The following is a 16239-nucleotide window of genomic DNA, read 5'->3' on the forward strand; positions in this document are numbered from 1 at the left end:
GAAAAGCCGTTCGTGACGAGCGGGATCCGTCTGGGTTCGCCGGCGATGACGACGCGCGGCTTCGGCCCGGCGGAAGCCGAGCAGGTCGGCAACCTGATCGCCGACGTGCTCGAGAACCCGGAAGACGCAGCGACGATCGAGCGCGTGCGCGCGCAAGTAGCCGAGCTGACCAAGCGTTTCCCGGTTTATCGCTGATCCAGCATGCGCTGCCCGTTCTGCCGGCACGAGGACACGCAGGTCGTCGACTCGCGTGTGTCCGAAGATGGCGCCGCGATTCGTCGGCGCCGTCGTTGCTCGGCTTGCGACAAGCGCTTCACGACGTACGAGCGGGTCGAGCTGAACCTGCCGGCCGTCGTGAAGAAGGACGGCAGCCGCACGGAATTCGACCGTCGCAAGATCGTCGCCAGCATGCAACTCGCGCTGCGCAAGCGGCCGGTTGCGGCTGACGCGATCGACGCGGCGGTTGCCCGCATCGAATATCAACTGCTCGCGACCGGCGAGCGTGAAGTGCGTAGCGAGAAGCTTGGCGAACTCGTGATGAACGAGTTGCGCGGCCTCGATACGATCGCCTATGTCCGTTTCGCATCGGTTTACCGCCGGTTCGAGGATGTTTCCGAATTTGCCGACGTGATCGAAGAGTTCCGTCGCGCGTCCCCCTCCAAACCTCCGCGTAAGCGCTGACGCGCTGCGTCCGTTCATCGTCTTCTCCGTGGGTTCAGTTCGCGCCGATTGTGTCGGCCGCGATCGCATGTCGCCAGTCGGCCGTTCGGCTAATGGCGCGTGTCTGCTTGCGTCGCTACAGTCGTCGCATCACGTTGACGGAGGGCGATGGCGATGGGACTGCACCGACAGGGCGTTGAACAACGCGTGCGACGCTGCGGCGGCTTTACGCTCGTCGAGCTGATGGTCGCGATCGCGCTCGCAGCCGCGATCGGGCTATACGCAACACCTGCATTCGATCAGTGGCACATGCGTGAACGTGTGGATGCACGCACGCGTGCGTTGCTCGGCGCGCTGTCGTTCGCGCGCACCGAAGCAACACGTCTCGGCGTGCGCGTCACGCTGTGCAGGGCCGGGCGCGACGGCGGTTGCGTGCGTTCAGGCGAGCGGTGCGACCTGCCGGGATGGTCGTGCGGATGGATCGTCAGCGGGCAGTTCGACGGACGGTCGCGCGTGCTGCGGCGCTATCCGCGCGATGCCGACATCGCTGTCGCGGGGGCGGCGCACGATCTGGCATTTGCTCCGCCGGCGGGTCAGGTGCTTGGCGGGATCAGACGTTTCGAGTTGCGTCCGCAGCGCACGCTGTCCGGTGACGACACACGCGTGTCGCGCTGCGTCCGGATCGCGGCAGGCGGCCGGGCGCGCGTCGTCACCGGTCGTTGCGAAGCGGCATGAAGCGCGCGCGCAAATCGATGCACGGCACGTCGCTGCTCGAAGCGGTGCTGGCCGTCGCGCTACTTGCAACCGTGATGCTGGCCGTGGCCGGCAGCCAGCTTGCGATGACGCGCGCGCAGCGGGCGACGATCTGGCGTGAACGCGCGCTGTGGCTGGCCGATGCTCGCATTGAGCGCCGGCACGCAGCGGCAGGCGCGGACGACGGCATCGCGGCGCTCGCGTCCGCATCGTTGCCCGGCGGCACGACGGCGCTCGACGATGGGCCGGCGGGTGTCCGCTACGTGACGGTCGGCTGGCGTGACGCTCACGCCCATGCGCTGACATCGGCGCGCTGCGAAAGTGCGCGGGCAACGGTTGGGCCACCGTCGTGCGTGCGGATTCCGTTTCGGGAGGCCGAGGTCAATGCCGATGAACGGTGAGCGTCGCAGCCGCGCGCATACGCTGCTCGAAGTGATGATCGCGATGACGGTCGGTCTGCTGGTGCTTGCCGCTGCCGGTGCGCTGTATCACGCCCAGCGCGTCGCGCAGCGGCGAGCGGAAGACGGGTTCCGGATGCGCGATGCGGCCGCGACCGCACTGATGCTGATCGGCGAGCAGATCCAGATGGCCGGGTTTCGGCCGCTCGATGTCGAAGGGCCGCCATCGTTACCGCCCGTGTTCGGCTGTTCCGCGGGGCGCGTGCGAGGGAATGGAGCGCAGGTGCGCTGCGAAGCGATGCGCGCAGCGTCGGACGCATTGCTGGTTCGGTATGTCGGCGATGCCGTGTCGACGTGGCCGACGATTGGGGCACAGGTGTCGGATTGTCTCGGGCAGGGTGTTGGCGCGCCTGGTGAGCGGCCGCTCGTGGAAAATCGTTTCGACGCGCATGTCAGCCCGTCGACGGGTGAGCCCGAGTTGTACTGCGAGGGAAGCGGGCGCCCGGGTACGCCCCAACCCGTCGTGTCCGGCATCGATCAACTGCGCGTGCGTTACCTCCGTCGCGAAGCCGCGCAGTTCGTCGACGCGGGGGCGATGGGCAGCGGCGACTGGCGCGATGTCGTTGCCGTGCATGTGTGCGTGCGTGCGCGTGGCGAACCGATGCACGGGCCCGCGCGTCATGTCGATTGCGACGGCCGCACGGCCGTTTCGTCGGACGGTCGCGCGCATCTGGCGTTGCATCGAATCGTCGCGTTGCGCAATGCCGCGGTCGCATCCATCGATCCCGTGGGTGACGCGGCGCAGGATCATGAGGTGTTGCGATGATCGACGCGAACCGATTCGTCGACCAGCTCGCAATGCGAATCGCGGCAGGTTTCGACAGGCAGCGCGCCGTGGCGTTCCGCGACGTGCGGCACGCGGTGAGGGCCCCATGCTGAGCGGAACAACATCACGCACACGCTTTCCGTCCACCAGCCGCCACTGGCGTCGCGACGCAGGCCTTGCACTGCCTGCCGTGATCGCGGTTGGCGCGGCGGTCGCCGCGCTGACCGGCACATGGTTCGAATCCGCATTGACAGAATCGCGCCGCACACGTGCATTGTCGGACCGGCTGATTGCATTTCACGCAGCCGATGCGGCGGTCGCAGCCTGCACAGCGCGATTGCTCCGAGGCGGGGCGCCGTACATCGACGAGCTCGCGTCATCGGCCGAGCCGGACGCATGGCGGCGTGCGACCGCGCTGGGTGTCGCCGAAGCATTCGCGCCGTTCGCATCCTGGCCGATGGCGGCCCAGCCGCCGCGTTGCCTGATCGAAGCCTGGCGAGGCGTCGGCCCTCGAGGGAGTCGTGCTTACCTCGTCACCGCGCGTGGTGTCGGTAGCCATGCGTCAAGCGTGGTCTGGCTGCAGAGCCAGGTCGCGGTGCGACACGGACGCATCGTTGCACTGCGCTGGCGTCGCGTCGCGGCGGTTCATCGATGAAACAGCCTCCATTGCTGCGCCGATCGGTGGCGTTCACGTTGCTCGAACTGATGATCGTGCTCGCGATCGTCGCTGCGCTGGCCGGGTGGGGTATTCCGTCGTATCGCGAGCACGTCGCGTGCGTGCATCGCGCATCCGCGGTCGCTGCGCTCTACCGTGCGGCTCAGTATCTCGAAACGCTCGACGGCACGCCGCCACGGACGCTGCCAGACGCATATTCGCAGGCGCCCCCGGACGGGCAGGCGGTCTACGACATCGCGCTGCGGCGAGCAGCCGGCGACGATGCACCGGTGGCCTATGAACTCATTGCACGCCCGCTCGATGCAGGCCCAATGCGCGACGACGCATGCGGTGCTTTCACGCTGCGCGCGGACGGGACGAAAGGCAATGCAGGATCTAACGATGCGGACGCCGACGCCGACGCACGGGAGCGGACATGCTGGGGCGTGCGTTGATCACGCAATCACGCACGGAAAACGCGCAACGGCGCCGGGCCCATGCGCGCCTGTCGTTGCGTGTCAGTCGTCGTTCGTGGCAGGGTTGCGCTCGTCGCGCGACTGTTTCCAGATCCGATAGATCTCCCATGCAGCGAAGCCGACGGAGCCCCACTTCAGCGCGGGGCCAGCGCTCGCGCGTAGCAGCGAGCGTATGGGTTTCGCCAGCACGAGCGACGCGAGCGAACTCAACATCGGGTACTGGTTGACGAGTTGGCCGAGGCTCGCGTTCAGGTTCTTGGCGGACTGGCTGAAGCCGGTGCCCGACAGGCCGGGGACGAATACCTTGAGCCAACTGAAGCGCGTGACGGCGTGGCGCATTTCGGCGGCGGCTTCGGCAAGCTCGAGCCGTTCGACCTCGGATCGCAGGATCAGCAATTCCTTGCGGAGTGCGCGATGCTGCGACGCGCTCCAGTTCGATCGCGACGAATGGGGGCGGGTTGAATGGCCCGTGACGTTCTGGCTCATGGCGCGTCGGCGAAGTAGGTGAGGGAGGGGAACGCGACTGCGTTCACGGCTTGCCGCGGAAAATTTCGCGATCTTTATCGAGCTCGGCGAGCGTCGCCTCGAACACGGTCGGCGCGTCGCGCAGGCCCGAACGCGCTTTCAATGCACATCCGATGCCCGCGATCGCGTACAGCGCGGTGATGGCCGCGAGCGACTGCCAGCGATAGGTGTCCCAGAACGCGATCGTGACGAGCACGGTCAGGCTGATGAGCGCCATCGTCGCGAGCATCATGGCCGCGAGCCCGAGGAACAGCACGCCCATCAGGCGTTCCTTCTCCTCGGCGAGTTCGATGCCGACCAGTTCGAGGCGCGTTTGCAGGAGGCCGATTGCGGAGCCGACGAGGCGGCGCAGCGGTCCCTGGCCGGACGGCTGCGGGTGGGTGTCTGTCGTCATGGATGAGGCGCTTGTGCGCGCAATGAGCGGCTAGGGCAAAGCCGGCCGGGGGCGGACCGCCGGCTGGCTTCGGCACCCATACGCCGCACCGGGCGGCACATGGGGCGGAACGGCGTTGAGCGCGTTACTTGCGGTTGATCAGCAGGCCGATCAGCACGCCGACGCCGGCAGCGACGCCGATCGACGTCCACGGATGCTCGTGCACGTAGTCGTCGGTCGCGCGCGCGGCCTTCTTGCCTTTCTCGACCACCACGACCTGGACGTCGGTTGCCTTTTCCTTGGCCTGTTTCAGGCGCGACATGGCTTTCTCGCGCAGCTCGGCCGCACGGTCGCCCGTGCTGCTCGCTGCCTGCTTGAGCAGATCCTCGGCGTCCGCGAGAACGGTTTTGATATCCGACATCAGCTTCTCCTTGTTGATTTCCGACATTGCAACTCCCTTCATGCTGTCATGCTGCAGGTTCACATCGTAGCGAAACCCTTGCCTGCTGGCGAGCCGGGAAGACACGCGGCGGCGGTGCAAGACCACATGGTAAATGACTCGTAAGCATTGACAGAGCCACAAATGCTGCGAAAAGTTTCCCTTGTGGCCGTCGGTCGTGTCCCGATACCGGGTAAAAATGACAAAAAAGTATGAATATCAAACAGAATAATCGTTCGCGCCGTCCATTGCTTCCCGTAAGCTGATGGACTGTCCCGCGCCGTCCAGCGCGCGGTTTCAACCAGCATCGTTCGAGGAGGGAACATCATGAGTCTGCGTCTTGGTGACATCGCACCGGATTTCGAGCAGGAATCGAGCCTGGGCCCCATCAAGTTTCACGAGTGGCTGGGCGACAGCTGGGGCGTCCTGTTCTCGCACCCGGCCGACTACACGCCGGTGTGCACGACTGAACTCGGGCTGACCTCGAAGCTGAAGGGCGAATTCGAGAAACGCAACGTGAAGGTGATCGCGCTGTCGGTCGACGGCGTCGAATCGCACAAGGGCTGGATCAACGACATCAACGAAACGCAGTCGACCGTCGTCGGTTTCCCGATCATCGCCGACGCGGACCGCAAGGTGTCGCAGCTGTACGACATGATCCACCCGAACGCGAACGAAACGCTGACGGTGCGCTCGCTGTTCGTGATCGACCCGAACAAGAAGGTGCGGCTCACCATCACCTATCCGGCCAGCACCGGCCGCAACTTCGACGAAGTGCTGCGCGTGATCGACTCGCTGCAGCTGACCGACAACTACAAGGTCGCGACGCCCGGCAACTGGAAGGACGGCGACGACGTCGTGATCGTGCCGTCGCTGCAGGATCCGGAAGAGCTGAAGAAGCGTTTCCCGAAGGGCTTCAACGCTGTGCGTCCGTACCTGCGCCTCACGCCGCAGCCGAACAAGTAAGCAGCGGCGGGTGAACGCGGTACCGGGCCGGCGGCCCGAAGCGCGGATCCGATGAAAAACGGCCCGTCCGGCAGTCATGCCGGGCGGGCCGTATCTTTTTGCGCGTACGCCGCGGCACTGCCGCGTACGACGCCGCATCCGGACGATCAGAAGAACGCCTGGATGCCCGTCTGCGCACGGCCGAGGATCAGCGCGTGGATGTCGTGCGTGCCTTCGTACGTGTTCACCACTTCGAGGTTGACGAGATGGCGCGCGACGCCGAATTCGTCCGAGATGCCGTTGCCGCCGAGCATGTCGCGCGCGAGCCTCGCGATGTCGAGCGCCTTGCCGCACGAGTTGCGTTTCATGATCGACGTGATTTCGACGGCCGCCGTGCCTTCGTCCTTCATCCGGCCGAGACGCAGCACACCCTGCAGGCCGAGCGTGATTTCGGTCTGCATGTCGGCGAGCTTCTTCTGGATCAGCTGGTTCGCGGCGAGCGGCCGGCCGAACTGCTTGCGGTCGAGCACATACTGCCGCGCGGTGTGCCAGCACGACTCGGCCGCGCCGAGCGCGCCCCAGGCAATGCCGTAGCGCGCCGAGTTCAGGCACGTGAACGGGCCGCGCAGGCCGCTCACGTTCGGCATCAGGTTCTCTTCGGGCACGAACACTTCGTCGAGGACGATCTCGCCGGTGATCGACGCGCGCAGCCCGACCTTACCGTGGATCGCCGGCGCCGACAGGCCCTTCCAGCCCTTCTCGAGGATGAAGCCGCGGATCGCGTCCTTGCCGTTTTCTTCCAGTTTCGCCCACACGACGAACACGTCGGCGATCGGCGAGTTGGTGATCCACATCTTCGAGCCGGATAGGGAATAACCGCCGGCCACCTTCGTCGCGCGCGTGACCATGCTGCCCGGGTCGGAGCCATGGTTCGGCTCGGTCAGGCCGAAGCAGCCGATCCATTCGCCGGTCGCGAGCTTCGGCAAGTATTTCTGCTTCTGCGCGTCCGAGCCGAATTCGTGAATCGGCACCATCACGAGCGACGACTGAACGGACATCATCGAGCGGTAGCCGGAGTCGACGCGCTCGACTTCGCGCGCGATCAGCCCATAACTCACGTAATTGAGGCCGGGGCCGCCGTACTCTTCCGGAATCGTCGGGCCGAGCAGGCCGATCTCACCCATCTCGCGGAAGATCTCGGCGTCGGTGCGTTCATGGCGGAATGCCTCGGTGACGCGCGGCGCGAGCTTGTCCCGCGCATACGCGTGCGCGGCATCGCGCACCATCCGCTCTTCTTCGGTCAGTTGCTGGTCGAGCAACAGCGGATCGTCCCAATGAAAAGTTGCAGCGCTCATCGTGTCATCTCCTGTTGGCCAGGGTGGGCGCGTCAGCGCTTGCCCTGATCCCATGCTTTGCGGTCGGTCCCGGGTTGGCGCTTCGCGGCCTGCCCCGATATCTAACGTTCGCTTGACTATAGTTCCGCTGTGCGGAACAATGTTTTGCAAAACGAACCCAGTGTAGCATCACATGACGCTTTCAACCATCGACGAAACCACGATCGACGAGCGCAAGTTCGTCGTTGCGCTCGCGCGCGGGCTCGACCTGCTGCGCGCATTCCGGCCCGGCGAGACGATGCTCGGCAATCGCGACTTCGCGGAGCGCACCGGGCTGCCCAAGGCGACGGTGAACCGGCTCGCCTATACGCTGACCGTGCTCGGCTACCTGCGCTATGACGAGACGCTCGGAAAGTATGCGCTCGACGCCGGCGTGCTGTCGCTCGGCTACGCGCTGCTGTCCGGCTCGGGGACGCTCGATCTCGCCCGGCCGCACATGCAGGCGCTCGCGCGCGAGATCGGTGCGGCCGTGTCGCTCGGCTGCCGCGACGGGCTCGACATGATCTATCTGGAGACGATCCGCAGCGAAACCGCGCTGACGCTCGGGCTTGCGCCCGGCTCGCGGTTGTCGATGCTGACGAGCTCGATGGGGCGCGCGTACCTGGCCGTGCAACCGGAGGACGTGCGCCGCGCGCTCTATGCGGATCTGCACCGGGCCGCCGGCGGCGCGGCCGACGCGGATGCGCTCGTCGCGGCCGCTCGGGACGCGGTGGCCGAGTTCTCCGCGGGCGGATGCTGCTATTCGTTCCGCGCGTGGCACATGGACGTGAACGCGGCGGCCGTGCCGTTTCGCGAACCGCGCGAGGGGCGCTGGCTGATCCTGAGCTGCAGCGGGCCTGCGTCGTCGATGGACGAGGACGTGTTCCGCACGCAGGTCGGGCCGAAGCTGAAGGCGCTCGCGCAGCGGCTCGGGCAGACGGTCTGAAACGGTCGCGGCGAGCGGCGCGTCGGCGGGCCGACCGGGCACCGGAGGGGGCGCCGCAGCCGGTTGCACCGCGCGCGAACCGCGCTCATCATCGTCCACCGGTTCCCCGACGATAACGAGGTTCGCGATGTCCCACCCGGAAACCATGGAAGGCGGTTGCGCATGCGGGGCGATCCGCTACCGGATCGCCGGCATTCCGGCCGACGCAGGCTTTTGCCATTGCCGGCTCTGTCAGCGCACGACGGGGGCGGCGGTCGTCGCGTCGGCATCGGTGCCGCTCGACGCATTCGAATACCTGCGGGGTGAGCCGACGGTCTATGCGTCGAGCGCGTGGGGCGAGCGGCGCTTTTGCGGCCGCTGCGGCGCGCAGTTGGAGTACCGCCTGACCGATGCGCCGACGACCGTGGAAATCAACTACGCAACGCTCGACGAGCCGGCGCGGCTGCGTCCCGCGTGGCACGTCTGGTACGGGGATCGCTTCCCGGGCATCGAGATCGACGACGATCTGCCGAAATTCGACGATGGCGGAACGGCATAGGCTGCGGCCGTCGCCGTGCCGGCATCGAATCCGCGCGCAAGTGCGTTCTACCTTTCACGCATGAACGGAAGAGGAACCGGCCGGTTTCGGGCGGCGATGCCCGCCGCCCCCGATTCCCGAAGCAATCCGGGCGTCGGATTCCGCCATCCGGCGTGCCGCGCCCCGCGCGGGCCGGGCACCCGCCCGCTCAGGCCGGGACGACCTTCGCGAACACCGGCCCCTGCATGAACCGCACGTCGTGCTGGCGCAGCAGCTCGCACTGCGTCTCGTCGACGACGCCGTCGAAGATCAGCGGAATCCGCACGCGCTGCGCATACGCGACCAGCGCCTTCACCATCCCGTCGCGCAGCGCGATGCCCGCATCCATCTTGATGTAGTCGGGCCGCGCCATCTCCGATTCAACCGCGAGGATCCGGCCCGGGTCGGGCAGCTTGTCCGCGACCTTGAAGCCGTGATGCTGGTAGCTGCGCGTCAGGTAGCCGAGGAAGGTCTTGTGCGCGACCGCGACCGCCGGCAGCTCGATCACGATTCGCTCGGTCGGCAGCCCGAAGCGCTGCAGCACCGACGAAAAATGCTTGCCGTGGTCGTACTTCACGCTCTTGAGCAGCCGTTCGTGTACGCGCAGGAACAGCAGCCCGTGTCGTTGCGCGCCGAAGAAGTTGATCGCGTGCAGCGCGCGCGACAGCCGGTCGATCGCGACGAGCGTCTGGTCGTCGACAGCGGAGTCGACCGGGTCGTGCGGCGTGCCCGTGACCAGCGTGACGGCCTGGAAGCCGAGTTCGTCGCCGTAGCGCTCGATCGCGTCAGCAAACGACGTCGACTGCGGCGCGCCGGGCATCGTCACGTCGTAGATCGGTTCATAGGCGCTCGCGAGCGTGCGCTCCGGCAGGATTGCGCACGCGGTGCCGCCCTCGGCGAGCGCGAGGTGTTCCCGCAGATACGGCAATTGCCCGGCACGGACGATCAGCTCGGGAATGTTGGGCGGAATCATCGGCGTAGGAAGGAAAAATGGCGGCCGAAAGGGCCGCCTCGTGCCTTGATATTAGCAGCGCGCGCCCGGCTCGGCTTGGCGTTTCGCTCATATGGTTATCCCGTCCTCGAGCCGATGGCTAGGGTTTACGTTGATTTCACTATTCGTAATTGGTTTTACTATTCGTAAATCCAAAGATTTGTCGCCGATCAAGAAAAGCGGCGTTCGGGCGCCCGGAGCGGCGGCCGTTTCCCGAATCGAATCAACAGGAAGCAAGGAGCGAGACGTGGCGGTTGACAGCAAGTGGGCGAGGCAGGGCGGGCCGCGGCAGCGGCGGGCAACGGGCATGAGCGGGACGACGCGACGCGCGTCGGCGCACGGACGGCAGGGCTGAGGAGCGGATGGCGACCATGAGCATCGATTACCAGACGCTGAAGTTCGACTACCGGCCGCGCGCGACGCGGGGCGCCGGCGATGACACCGCCATCCACCCGGTGGTGGTGGTCGGGGCGGGCCCGGTGGGCCTGTCGGCCGCGATCGACCTCGCGCAGCAGGGCGTGCCGGTCGTGCTGCTCGACGACGACGACACGCTGTCGACGGGCTCGCGCGCGATCTGCTTCGCGAAGCGCACGCTCGAGATCTTCGATCGTCTCGGCTGCGGCGAGCGTTTCGTCGACAAGGGCGTGAGCTGGCACGTCGGCAAGGTGTTCCTGCAGGACGAACAGCTGTATGCGTTCGACCTGCTGCCGGAGGAAGGCCATGCGCGTCCCGCATTCATCAACCTGCAGCAGTACTACGTCGAAGGCTATCTGGCCGAGCGCGCGTTCGCGCTGCCGAACATCGACATCCGCTGGAAGCACAAGGTGACGGGTGTCGCGCAATCGGCGGAACACGCCACGCTCACCGTCGAGACGCCGGAAGGCATCGAGACGCTGCGCGCGCAGTACGTGATCGCGGCCGACGGCTCGCGCAGCCCGATGCGCGCCGCAATGGGCCTCGAGAGCCGCGGCCGCACATTCAAGGACCGCTTCCTGATCGCCGACGTGAAGATGAAGGCGGAATTCCCGACCGAGCGCTGGTTCTGGTTCGATCCGCCGTTCCACCGCAACCAGTCGGTGCTGCTGCACCGCCAGCCCGACAACGTCTGGCGCATCGACTTCCAGCTCGGCTGGGACGCCGATCCGGTCGCCGAGAAGCAGCCGGAGCGCGTGATCCCGCGCGTGCGCGCGCTGCTCGGGCCGGACGCCGAGTTCGAGCTGGAATGGGTGAGCGTCTATACGTTCCGCTGCCAGCGGATGGATACGTTCCGGCACGGCCGCGTGCTGTTCGCGGGCGATTCCGCGCACGGCGTGTCGCCGTTCGGCGCGCGCGGCGCGAACAGCGGCGTGCAGGACGCGGACAACCTCGCGTGGAAACTGAAGCTCGTGCTCGACGGCCGCGCGGACGACCGCCTGCTCGACACCTATGCGAGCGAGCGCGAGTTCGCGGCTGACGAGAACATCCGCAACTCGACGCGCTCGACCGACTTCATCACGCCGAAGAGCGCGGTGTCGCGCGTGTTCCGCGACGCGACGCTGAAGCTCGCGCGTGACTGCGAGTTCGCGCGCAAGCTCGTGAACAGCGGCCGCCTGTCCGTGCCGGCCGTGCTGGCCGATTCGCCGCTGAATACGCCGGACCGCAACGGCGACGCGTTCGCGTGCGCGATGCGGCCGGGCGCGGCGGCGGCCGATGCGCCGGTGCGCGCGCACGGCGCGTCGGGCTGGCTGCTGCGGCACCTGGGCGACGGCTTCGCGGGCATGCTGTTCGGCCTGCCGGGCGACGCCGCCGCGCTCGCGCAGGCACTCGACGGCCTGGCGCTGCCGGTGCGGCCGGTGCTGGTCGTGCCGGCCGGACACGCGCAACCGGTGGCTGGCGTCGACGTCGTGGAGGACGTCGACGGTTTCGCCGCGCAACGCTACGACGCGAAGCCCGGCACGTTCTACCTGCTGCGCCCCGACCAGCACGTCTGCGCGCGGATGCGCTCGCTCGAGCGCCAGGCGATCGCCGACGCGCTGGCGCGCGCGACCTGCGCGCGCGGAACACCGCATTGAACACGACAACGATACCGGAGACACCCGTCATGCCCCGACTCGATACCCGCCCGCGCCTGGCCGATCCGGACGCGTTCTACGAAGCGCTGATCGACATGCATCGCGATCTGTCCGACGCCGACAGCCAGCTCGTCAACGCGAAGCTGATCCTGCTGCTCGCGAACCAGATCGGCGATGCCGACGTGCTGCGCGAAGCGATGGCGCTCGCGCGCCAGGGCGTGACACCGCCCGTGCATCCGGCCGCCGAGGTGGCGCAATGAGCGCGGCGCCGGCCGACGCGCGCGTGCTCGAAGTCGAGCGCGTGATCGACGAGACTCATCGCCCTGGCTTTCACTGGATGCTGCTCGCGTTGTGCGGGCTGTGTCTCGTGATCGACGGCTTCGATGCGCAGGCGATGGGCTACGTCGCGCCGAGCGTGATCGCCGAATGGGGCGTGCCGAAGCAGGCGCTCGGCCCGGTGTTCAGCGCGAGCCTGTTCGGGATGCTGCTCGGCGCGCTCGGGCTGTCGGTGCTGGCCGACCGGATCGGGCGGCGCCCGGTGCTGATCGGCTCGACGCTGTTCTTCGCGGTGACGATGCTCGCGACGCCGTTCGCAAGCTCGATTCCCGTGCTGATGGCGCTGCGCTTCGTCACGGGCCTCGGCCTCGGCTGCATCATGCCGAACGCGATGGCGCTGGTCGGCGAATTCAGCCCGGCCGCGCATCGCGTGAAGCGGATGATGATCGTGTCGTGCGGCTTCACGCTCGGCGCCGCGATCGGCGGCTTCATCAGCGCCGCGCTGATTCCGGCGCTCGGCTGGCGCTCGGTGTTCTTCGTCGGCGGCGCGGTGCCGCTCGTGCTCACGCTCGCGATGCTCGCGCGGCTGCCCGAGTCGCTGCAGTTCCTGGTGCTGAAAGGGCGCGACGCGCAGGCCCGCGCCTGGCTCGCGCGCTTCGCGCCGCAGGCCGGCATCGACGCGAGCACGCGCCTCGTCGTGCGCGAGCGCGCGGCGAGCGGCGCGCCGGTCGCCGAGCTGTTCCGCCATGGCCGCCTGCCGGTCACGCTGCTGTTGTGGGCCATCAGCTTCATGAACCTGATCGACCTGTACTTCCTGTCGAACTGGCTGCCGACCGTGATGCGCGACGCGGGCTATTCGCCGGGCACGGCGGTGATCGTCGGCACGGTGCTGCAGACGGGCGGCGTGATCGGCACGCTGTCGCTCGGCTGGTTCATCGAACGCTACGGCTTCATGCGCGTGCTGTTCGCGTGCTTCGCGTGCGCGGCCGTCTCGGTCGGACTGATCGGCTCGGTCGCCCATGCGCTGCCGTGGCTGCTGATTGTCGTGTTCGCGGGCGGATTCTGCGTGGTCGGCGGGCAGCCAGCCGTGAATGCGCTCGCGGGCCAGTATTACCCGACGTCGCTGCGCTCGACCGGCATCGGCTGGAGCCTCGGCATCGGCCGGATCGGCTCGGTGCTCGGGCCGCTCGTCGGCGGACAACTGATTGCGCTCAACTGGACCAACGGCGCGCTGTTCCACGCAGCCGCGGTGCCCGTGCTGTGCTCGGCGCTGTTCGTGCTGGGACTGGCCGGCGTAACGCGGCGCAGCGGTGCGCAGGCGCCGAATGCCGCCATGAATTGATGGAGAAAGGAAACGATGACGCTTGACCTGTCGAAACCGGCGAACGCCGGCTACCTGAGCGGTTTCGCGAACGAATTCGCGACCGAGGCACTGCCCGGCGCGCTGCCGCATGGCCGCAACTCGCCGCAGCGCGCGCCGTACGGACTGTATGCGGAGCAACTGTCGGGCACCGCGTTTACCGCGCCACGCAGCCACAATCGCCGCTCGTGGCTGTACCGGATCCGGCCCGCGGCCGTGCACCGGCCGTTCGAGCCGTTCACGGGCACGCAGCGGCTCGTGTCGGAATTCGGCGACTCGGCCGACGTGCCGCCGACGCCGCCGAACCAGCTGCGCTGGGATCCGCTGCCGATGCCGGCCGAACCGACCGATTTCGTCGAAGGGCTCGTGACGATGGCCGGCAACGGCTCGGCGGCCGCGATGAACGGCTGCGCGATCCACCTGTACGCCGCGAACCGCTCGATGCAGGACCGCTTCTTCTACAGCGCCGACGGCGAACTGCTGATCGTGCCGCAGCAGGGGCGGCTCTTCATCGCGACCGAGTTCGGCCAGCTCGACGTCGAGCCGTTCGAGATCGCGGTGATCCCGCGCGGCGTGCGGTTTTCCGTCGCGCTGCCGAACGGCGATGCGCGCGGTTACATCTGCGAGAACTTCGGCGCGCTGCTGCGCCTGCCGGACCTCGGCCCCATCGGCTCGAACGGGCTCGCGAACCCGCGCGATTTCCTCACGCCGCAGGCCGCGTACGAGGATCGCGAGGGCGCATTCGAGCTGGTCGCGAAGCTGAACGGGCGCCTGTGGCGCGCGGATATCGGACATTCGCCGTTCGACGTCGTCGCGTGGCACGGCAACTACGCGCCGTACAAATACGACCTGCGGCTGTTCAACACGATCGGCTCGATCAGCTTCGACCATCCCGATCCGTCGATCTTCCTCGTGCTGCAGTCGCCGAGCGACACGCCCGGCGTCGACTCGATCGATTTCGTGATCTTCCCGCCGCGCTGGCTCGCGGCCGAGGATACGTTCCGCCCGCCCTGGTTCCACCGCAACGTCGCGAGCGAGTTCATGGGGCTCGTGCACGGCGCGTACGACGCGAAGGCCGAAGGCTTCGTGCCGGGTGGCGCGAGCCTGCACAACTGCATGTCGGGCCACGGGCCGGATGCGGACACGTTCGAGAAGGCATCGGCGAGCGACACGACGAAGCCGCACAAGGTCGACGCGACGATGGCGTTCATGTTCGAAACCCGCACGCTGATCCGGCCGACGCGCTACGCGCTCGACACCGCGCAGCTGCAGGCCGACTACTTCGAATGTTGGCAAGGCATCAAGAAACACTTCAATCCGGAGCAACGATGAGCGATACCCAAGACTGGCGCGCGACGCTCGACCCGGCCCGCAAGAGCTGGGTCGAGACGGCGAACGATCCCGCCTGCGATTTCCCGATCCAGAACCTGCCGTTCGGGATCTTCAGCGATGCGAAGCAACCGGCGCGCCGCGCGGGCGTCGCGCTCGGCGACCAGATCGTCGACCTCGCCGCGCTCGCGCGTGCGGGCCTCGTGACGCTGCCGGCCGGCGCCGATGCGTTCGCTGCACCGACGCTCAACGCATTCATCGCGCTCGGCCGCGACGCATGGCGCAGCGTGCGCGTGCAACTGTCGGACCTGTTCTCGCGCGAGAACGCGCGGCTGCGTGACGATGCGGCGCTGCGCGCGCAGGTGCTCGTCGCGCAGCGCGACGCGACGCTTCACCTGCCGGTCGACATTCCCGGCTACACCGATTTCTATTCGTCGAAAGAGCATGCGACCAACGTCGGTTCGATGTTCCGTGATCCGAAAAATGCGCTGTTGCCGAACTGGTCGGAGATGCCGATCGGCTACAACGGCCGAGCGTCGTCGGTGGTCGTGAGCGGCACGCCGGTGCGGCGCCCGAACGGCCAATTGAAGCTGCCCGACCAGGAGCGTCCGGTGTTCGGCGCATGCCGCAAGCTCGACATCGAACTGGAAACGGGCTTCATCGTCGGCCGCGGCAACGCGCTCGGCGAGCCGATCGCGTGTGAGGATGCCGAAGCACATATCTTCGGGATGGTGCTGCTGAACGACTGGAGCGCGCGCGATATCCAGCAGTGGGAATACGTGCCGCTCGGCCCGTTCAACGCGAAGACTTTCGCGACGACGACCTCGCCGTGGATCGTCACGCTCGACGCGCTCGAACCGTTTCGCGTCGAGCAGCCCGAACAGTCGCCGCAGCCGCTCGCGTATCTACGGCACGCGGGCAAGCATGCGTTCGACATCGCGCTCGAAGTGACGCTGCGCGCGGAGGGTGCCGCCGAAGCGACGTCGATCTGCCGCACCAACTTCAAGCACATGTACTGGACGATGGCGCAGCAGCTCGCGCATCACACGGTCGCGGGCTGCAACACGCGCGTCGGCGACCTGATGGGATCGGGCACGATCAGCGGGCCGACGAAAGATTCGTTCGGCAGCCTGCTCGAACTGACGTGGAACGGCAAGGAGCCGCTCGCGCTGAACGGCGGCGGCAGCCGCGCGTTCATCGAGGACGGCGACGAGCTCACGCTCGCCGGATGGTGCCAGGGCGACGGCTATCGCGTCGGCTTCGGCACGTGTGCCGGCAAGATCTTGCCGGCGTTGAAGGCGTAACGC

Annotated in this window: 19 protein-coding genes and 1 pseudogene; 15 read left to right on the plus strand and 5 right to left on the minus strand. The window is 67.4% G+C overall.

Going from position 1 to position 16239, the window contains the following annotated elements; genetic code table 11:
• From glyA to DIE11_RS33030, 7 genes and pseudogenes are all read left to right on the plus strand, one after another.
• Positions 1-195 (plus strand): annotated as a pseudogene (glyA, locus tag DIE11_RS33000) (serine hydroxymethyltransferase); the annotation flags it as partial.
• A gap of 6 nt (positions 196-201) precedes the next feature.
• Positions 202-681, plus strand: a complete 480-nt coding sequence (nrdR, locus tag DIE11_RS33005; RefSeq protein WP_006760615.1) for a transcriptional regulator NrdR — start codon at positions 202-204, stop codon at positions 679-681.
• Positions 682-834: 153 nt separating this feature from the next.
• The gene (locus DIE11_RS33010; RefSeq protein ID WP_124629540.1) at positions 835-1395 is read left to right on the plus strand and encodes a GspH/FimT family pseudopilin; all 561 of its coding nucleotides are present in this window, start codon (positions 835-837) and stop codon (positions 1393-1395) included.
• Positions 1392-1814 carry a hypothetical protein gene (locus DIE11_RS33015; protein ID WP_124629541.1) on the plus strand — a complete coding sequence of 141 codons (423 nt, stop codon included), beginning with the start codon at positions 1392-1394 and terminating at the stop codon, positions 1812-1814. The genes DIE11_RS33010 and DIE11_RS33015 overlap by 4 nt, the downstream gene beginning before the upstream one ends.
• Positions 1798-2637 carry a PilW family protein gene (locus tag DIE11_RS33020; RefSeq protein ID WP_124629542.1) on the plus strand — a complete coding sequence of 280 codons (840 nt, stop codon included), beginning with the start codon at positions 1798-1800 and terminating at the stop codon, positions 2635-2637. Before DIE11_RS33015 ends, DIE11_RS33020 begins: the two co-directional genes overlap by 17 nt.
• A gap of 106 nt (positions 2638-2743) precedes the next feature.
• Positions 2744-3292, plus strand: a complete 549-nt coding sequence (locus DIE11_RS37295) for a pilus assembly protein (protein ID WP_124629543.1) — start codon at positions 2744-2746, stop codon at positions 3290-3292.
• Positions 3289-3747 (plus strand): type IV pilin protein, encoded by a 459-nt coding sequence (locus tag DIE11_RS33030; RefSeq protein WP_124629544.1) that lies wholly within the window; start codon positions 3289-3291, stop codon positions 3745-3747. Before DIE11_RS37295 ends, DIE11_RS33030 begins: the two co-directional genes overlap by 4 nt.
• A 63-nt stretch (positions 3748-3810) precedes the next feature.
• Here the strand turns inward: DIE11_RS33030 and DIE11_RS33035 are convergent, their stop codons facing one another.
• The 3 genes from DIE11_RS33035 to DIE11_RS33045 form a co-directional block, all read right to left on the minus strand.
• Complete coding sequence (locus tag DIE11_RS33035; protein WP_124629545.1) at positions 3811-4254, minus strand: DUF3318 domain-containing protein; 444 nt, start codon at positions 4252-4254, stop codon at positions 3811-3813.
• 43 nt (positions 4255-4297) lie between these two features.
• On the minus strand, positions 4298-4687 hold the full coding sequence (locus tag DIE11_RS33040; RefSeq protein WP_059604455.1) for a phage holin family protein: 390 nt from the start codon (positions 4685-4687) through the stop codon (positions 4298-4300).
• 124 nt (positions 4688-4811) lie between these two features.
• Entirely contained in the window at positions 4812-5114 is a 303-nt protein-coding gene (locus DIE11_RS33045) for a YqjD family protein (protein ID WP_006754606.1), read from the minus strand.
• A 318-nt stretch (positions 5115-5432) separates the two neighbouring features.
• Here DIE11_RS33045 and DIE11_RS33050 point away from each other — a divergent pair, with 318 nt between their 5' ends.
• Positions 5433-6071 carry a peroxiredoxin gene (locus DIE11_RS33050; RefSeq protein ID WP_034182833.1) on the plus strand — a complete coding sequence of 213 codons (639 nt, stop codon included), beginning with the start codon at positions 5433-5435 and terminating at the stop codon, positions 6069-6071.
• Positions 6072-6217: 146 nt separating this feature from the next.
• Here DIE11_RS33050 and DIE11_RS33055 read toward each other — a convergent pair whose 3' ends face one another.
• Entirely contained in the window at positions 6218-7405 is a 1188-nt protein-coding gene (locus DIE11_RS33055) for an acyl-CoA dehydrogenase (protein ID WP_124629546.1), read from the minus strand.
• Between the two features lie 172 nt (positions 7406-7577).
• Between DIE11_RS33055 and DIE11_RS33060 the strand changes: the two genes are divergently transcribed.
• On the plus strand, positions 7578-8369 hold the full coding sequence (locus DIE11_RS33060; protein ID WP_059604464.1) for an IclR family transcriptional regulator: 792 nt from the start codon (positions 7578-7580) through the stop codon (positions 8367-8369).
• A 127-nt stretch (positions 8370-8496) separates the two neighbouring features.
• Complete coding sequence (locus tag DIE11_RS33065; protein WP_059604558.1) at positions 8497-8907, plus strand: GFA family protein; 411 nt, start codon at positions 8497-8499, stop codon at positions 8905-8907.
• Between the two features lie 187 nt (positions 8908-9094).
• On the opposite strand, the gene DIE11_RS33070 is transcribed toward DIE11_RS33065, so the two are convergent.
• A complete protein-coding gene (locus DIE11_RS33070) occupies positions 9095-9898 on the minus strand; it encodes an EAL domain-containing protein (protein WP_124629547.1) in 804 nt (267 codons plus the stop codon).
• A gap of 380 nt (positions 9899-10278) precedes the next feature.
• Between DIE11_RS33070 and DIE11_RS33080 the strand changes: the two genes are divergently transcribed.
• The 5 genes from DIE11_RS33080 to fahA are packed head-to-tail and all read left to right on the plus strand — an operon-like array spanning position 10279 to position 16236.
• Entirely contained in the window at positions 10279-11967 is a 1689-nt protein-coding gene (locus tag DIE11_RS33080) for an FAD-dependent oxidoreductase (RefSeq protein WP_124629548.1), read from the plus strand.
• Between the two features lie 29 nt (positions 11968-11996).
• Positions 11997-12227 carry a DUF2783 domain-containing protein gene (locus tag DIE11_RS33085; RefSeq protein WP_014897947.1) on the plus strand — a complete coding sequence of 77 codons (231 nt, stop codon included), beginning with the start codon at positions 11997-11999 and terminating at the stop codon, positions 12225-12227.
• A complete protein-coding gene (locus tag DIE11_RS33090; protein WP_124629549.1) occupies positions 12224-13585 on the plus strand; it encodes an MFS transporter in 1362 nt (453 codons plus the stop codon). Before DIE11_RS33085 ends, DIE11_RS33090 begins: the two co-directional genes overlap by 4 nt.
• 15 nt (positions 13586-13600) lie before the next feature.
• Entirely contained in the window at positions 13601-14935 is a 1335-nt protein-coding gene (hmgA, locus tag DIE11_RS33095; RefSeq protein ID WP_124629550.1) for a homogentisate 1,2-dioxygenase, read from the plus strand.
• Positions 14932-16236 carry a fumarylacetoacetase gene (fahA, locus tag DIE11_RS33100; protein WP_124629551.1) on the plus strand — a complete coding sequence of 435 codons (1305 nt, stop codon included), beginning with the start codon at positions 14932-14934 and terminating at the stop codon, positions 16234-16236. Before hmgA ends, fahA begins: the two co-directional genes overlap by 4 nt.
• Positions 16237-16239 lie beyond the last annotated feature (3 nt).

Source organism: Burkholderia sp. Bp9012 (genome assembly GCF_003853825.1).
Classification (GTDB): Bacteria; Pseudomonadota; Gammaproteobacteria; order Burkholderiales; family Burkholderiaceae; genus Burkholderia; species Burkholderia diffusa.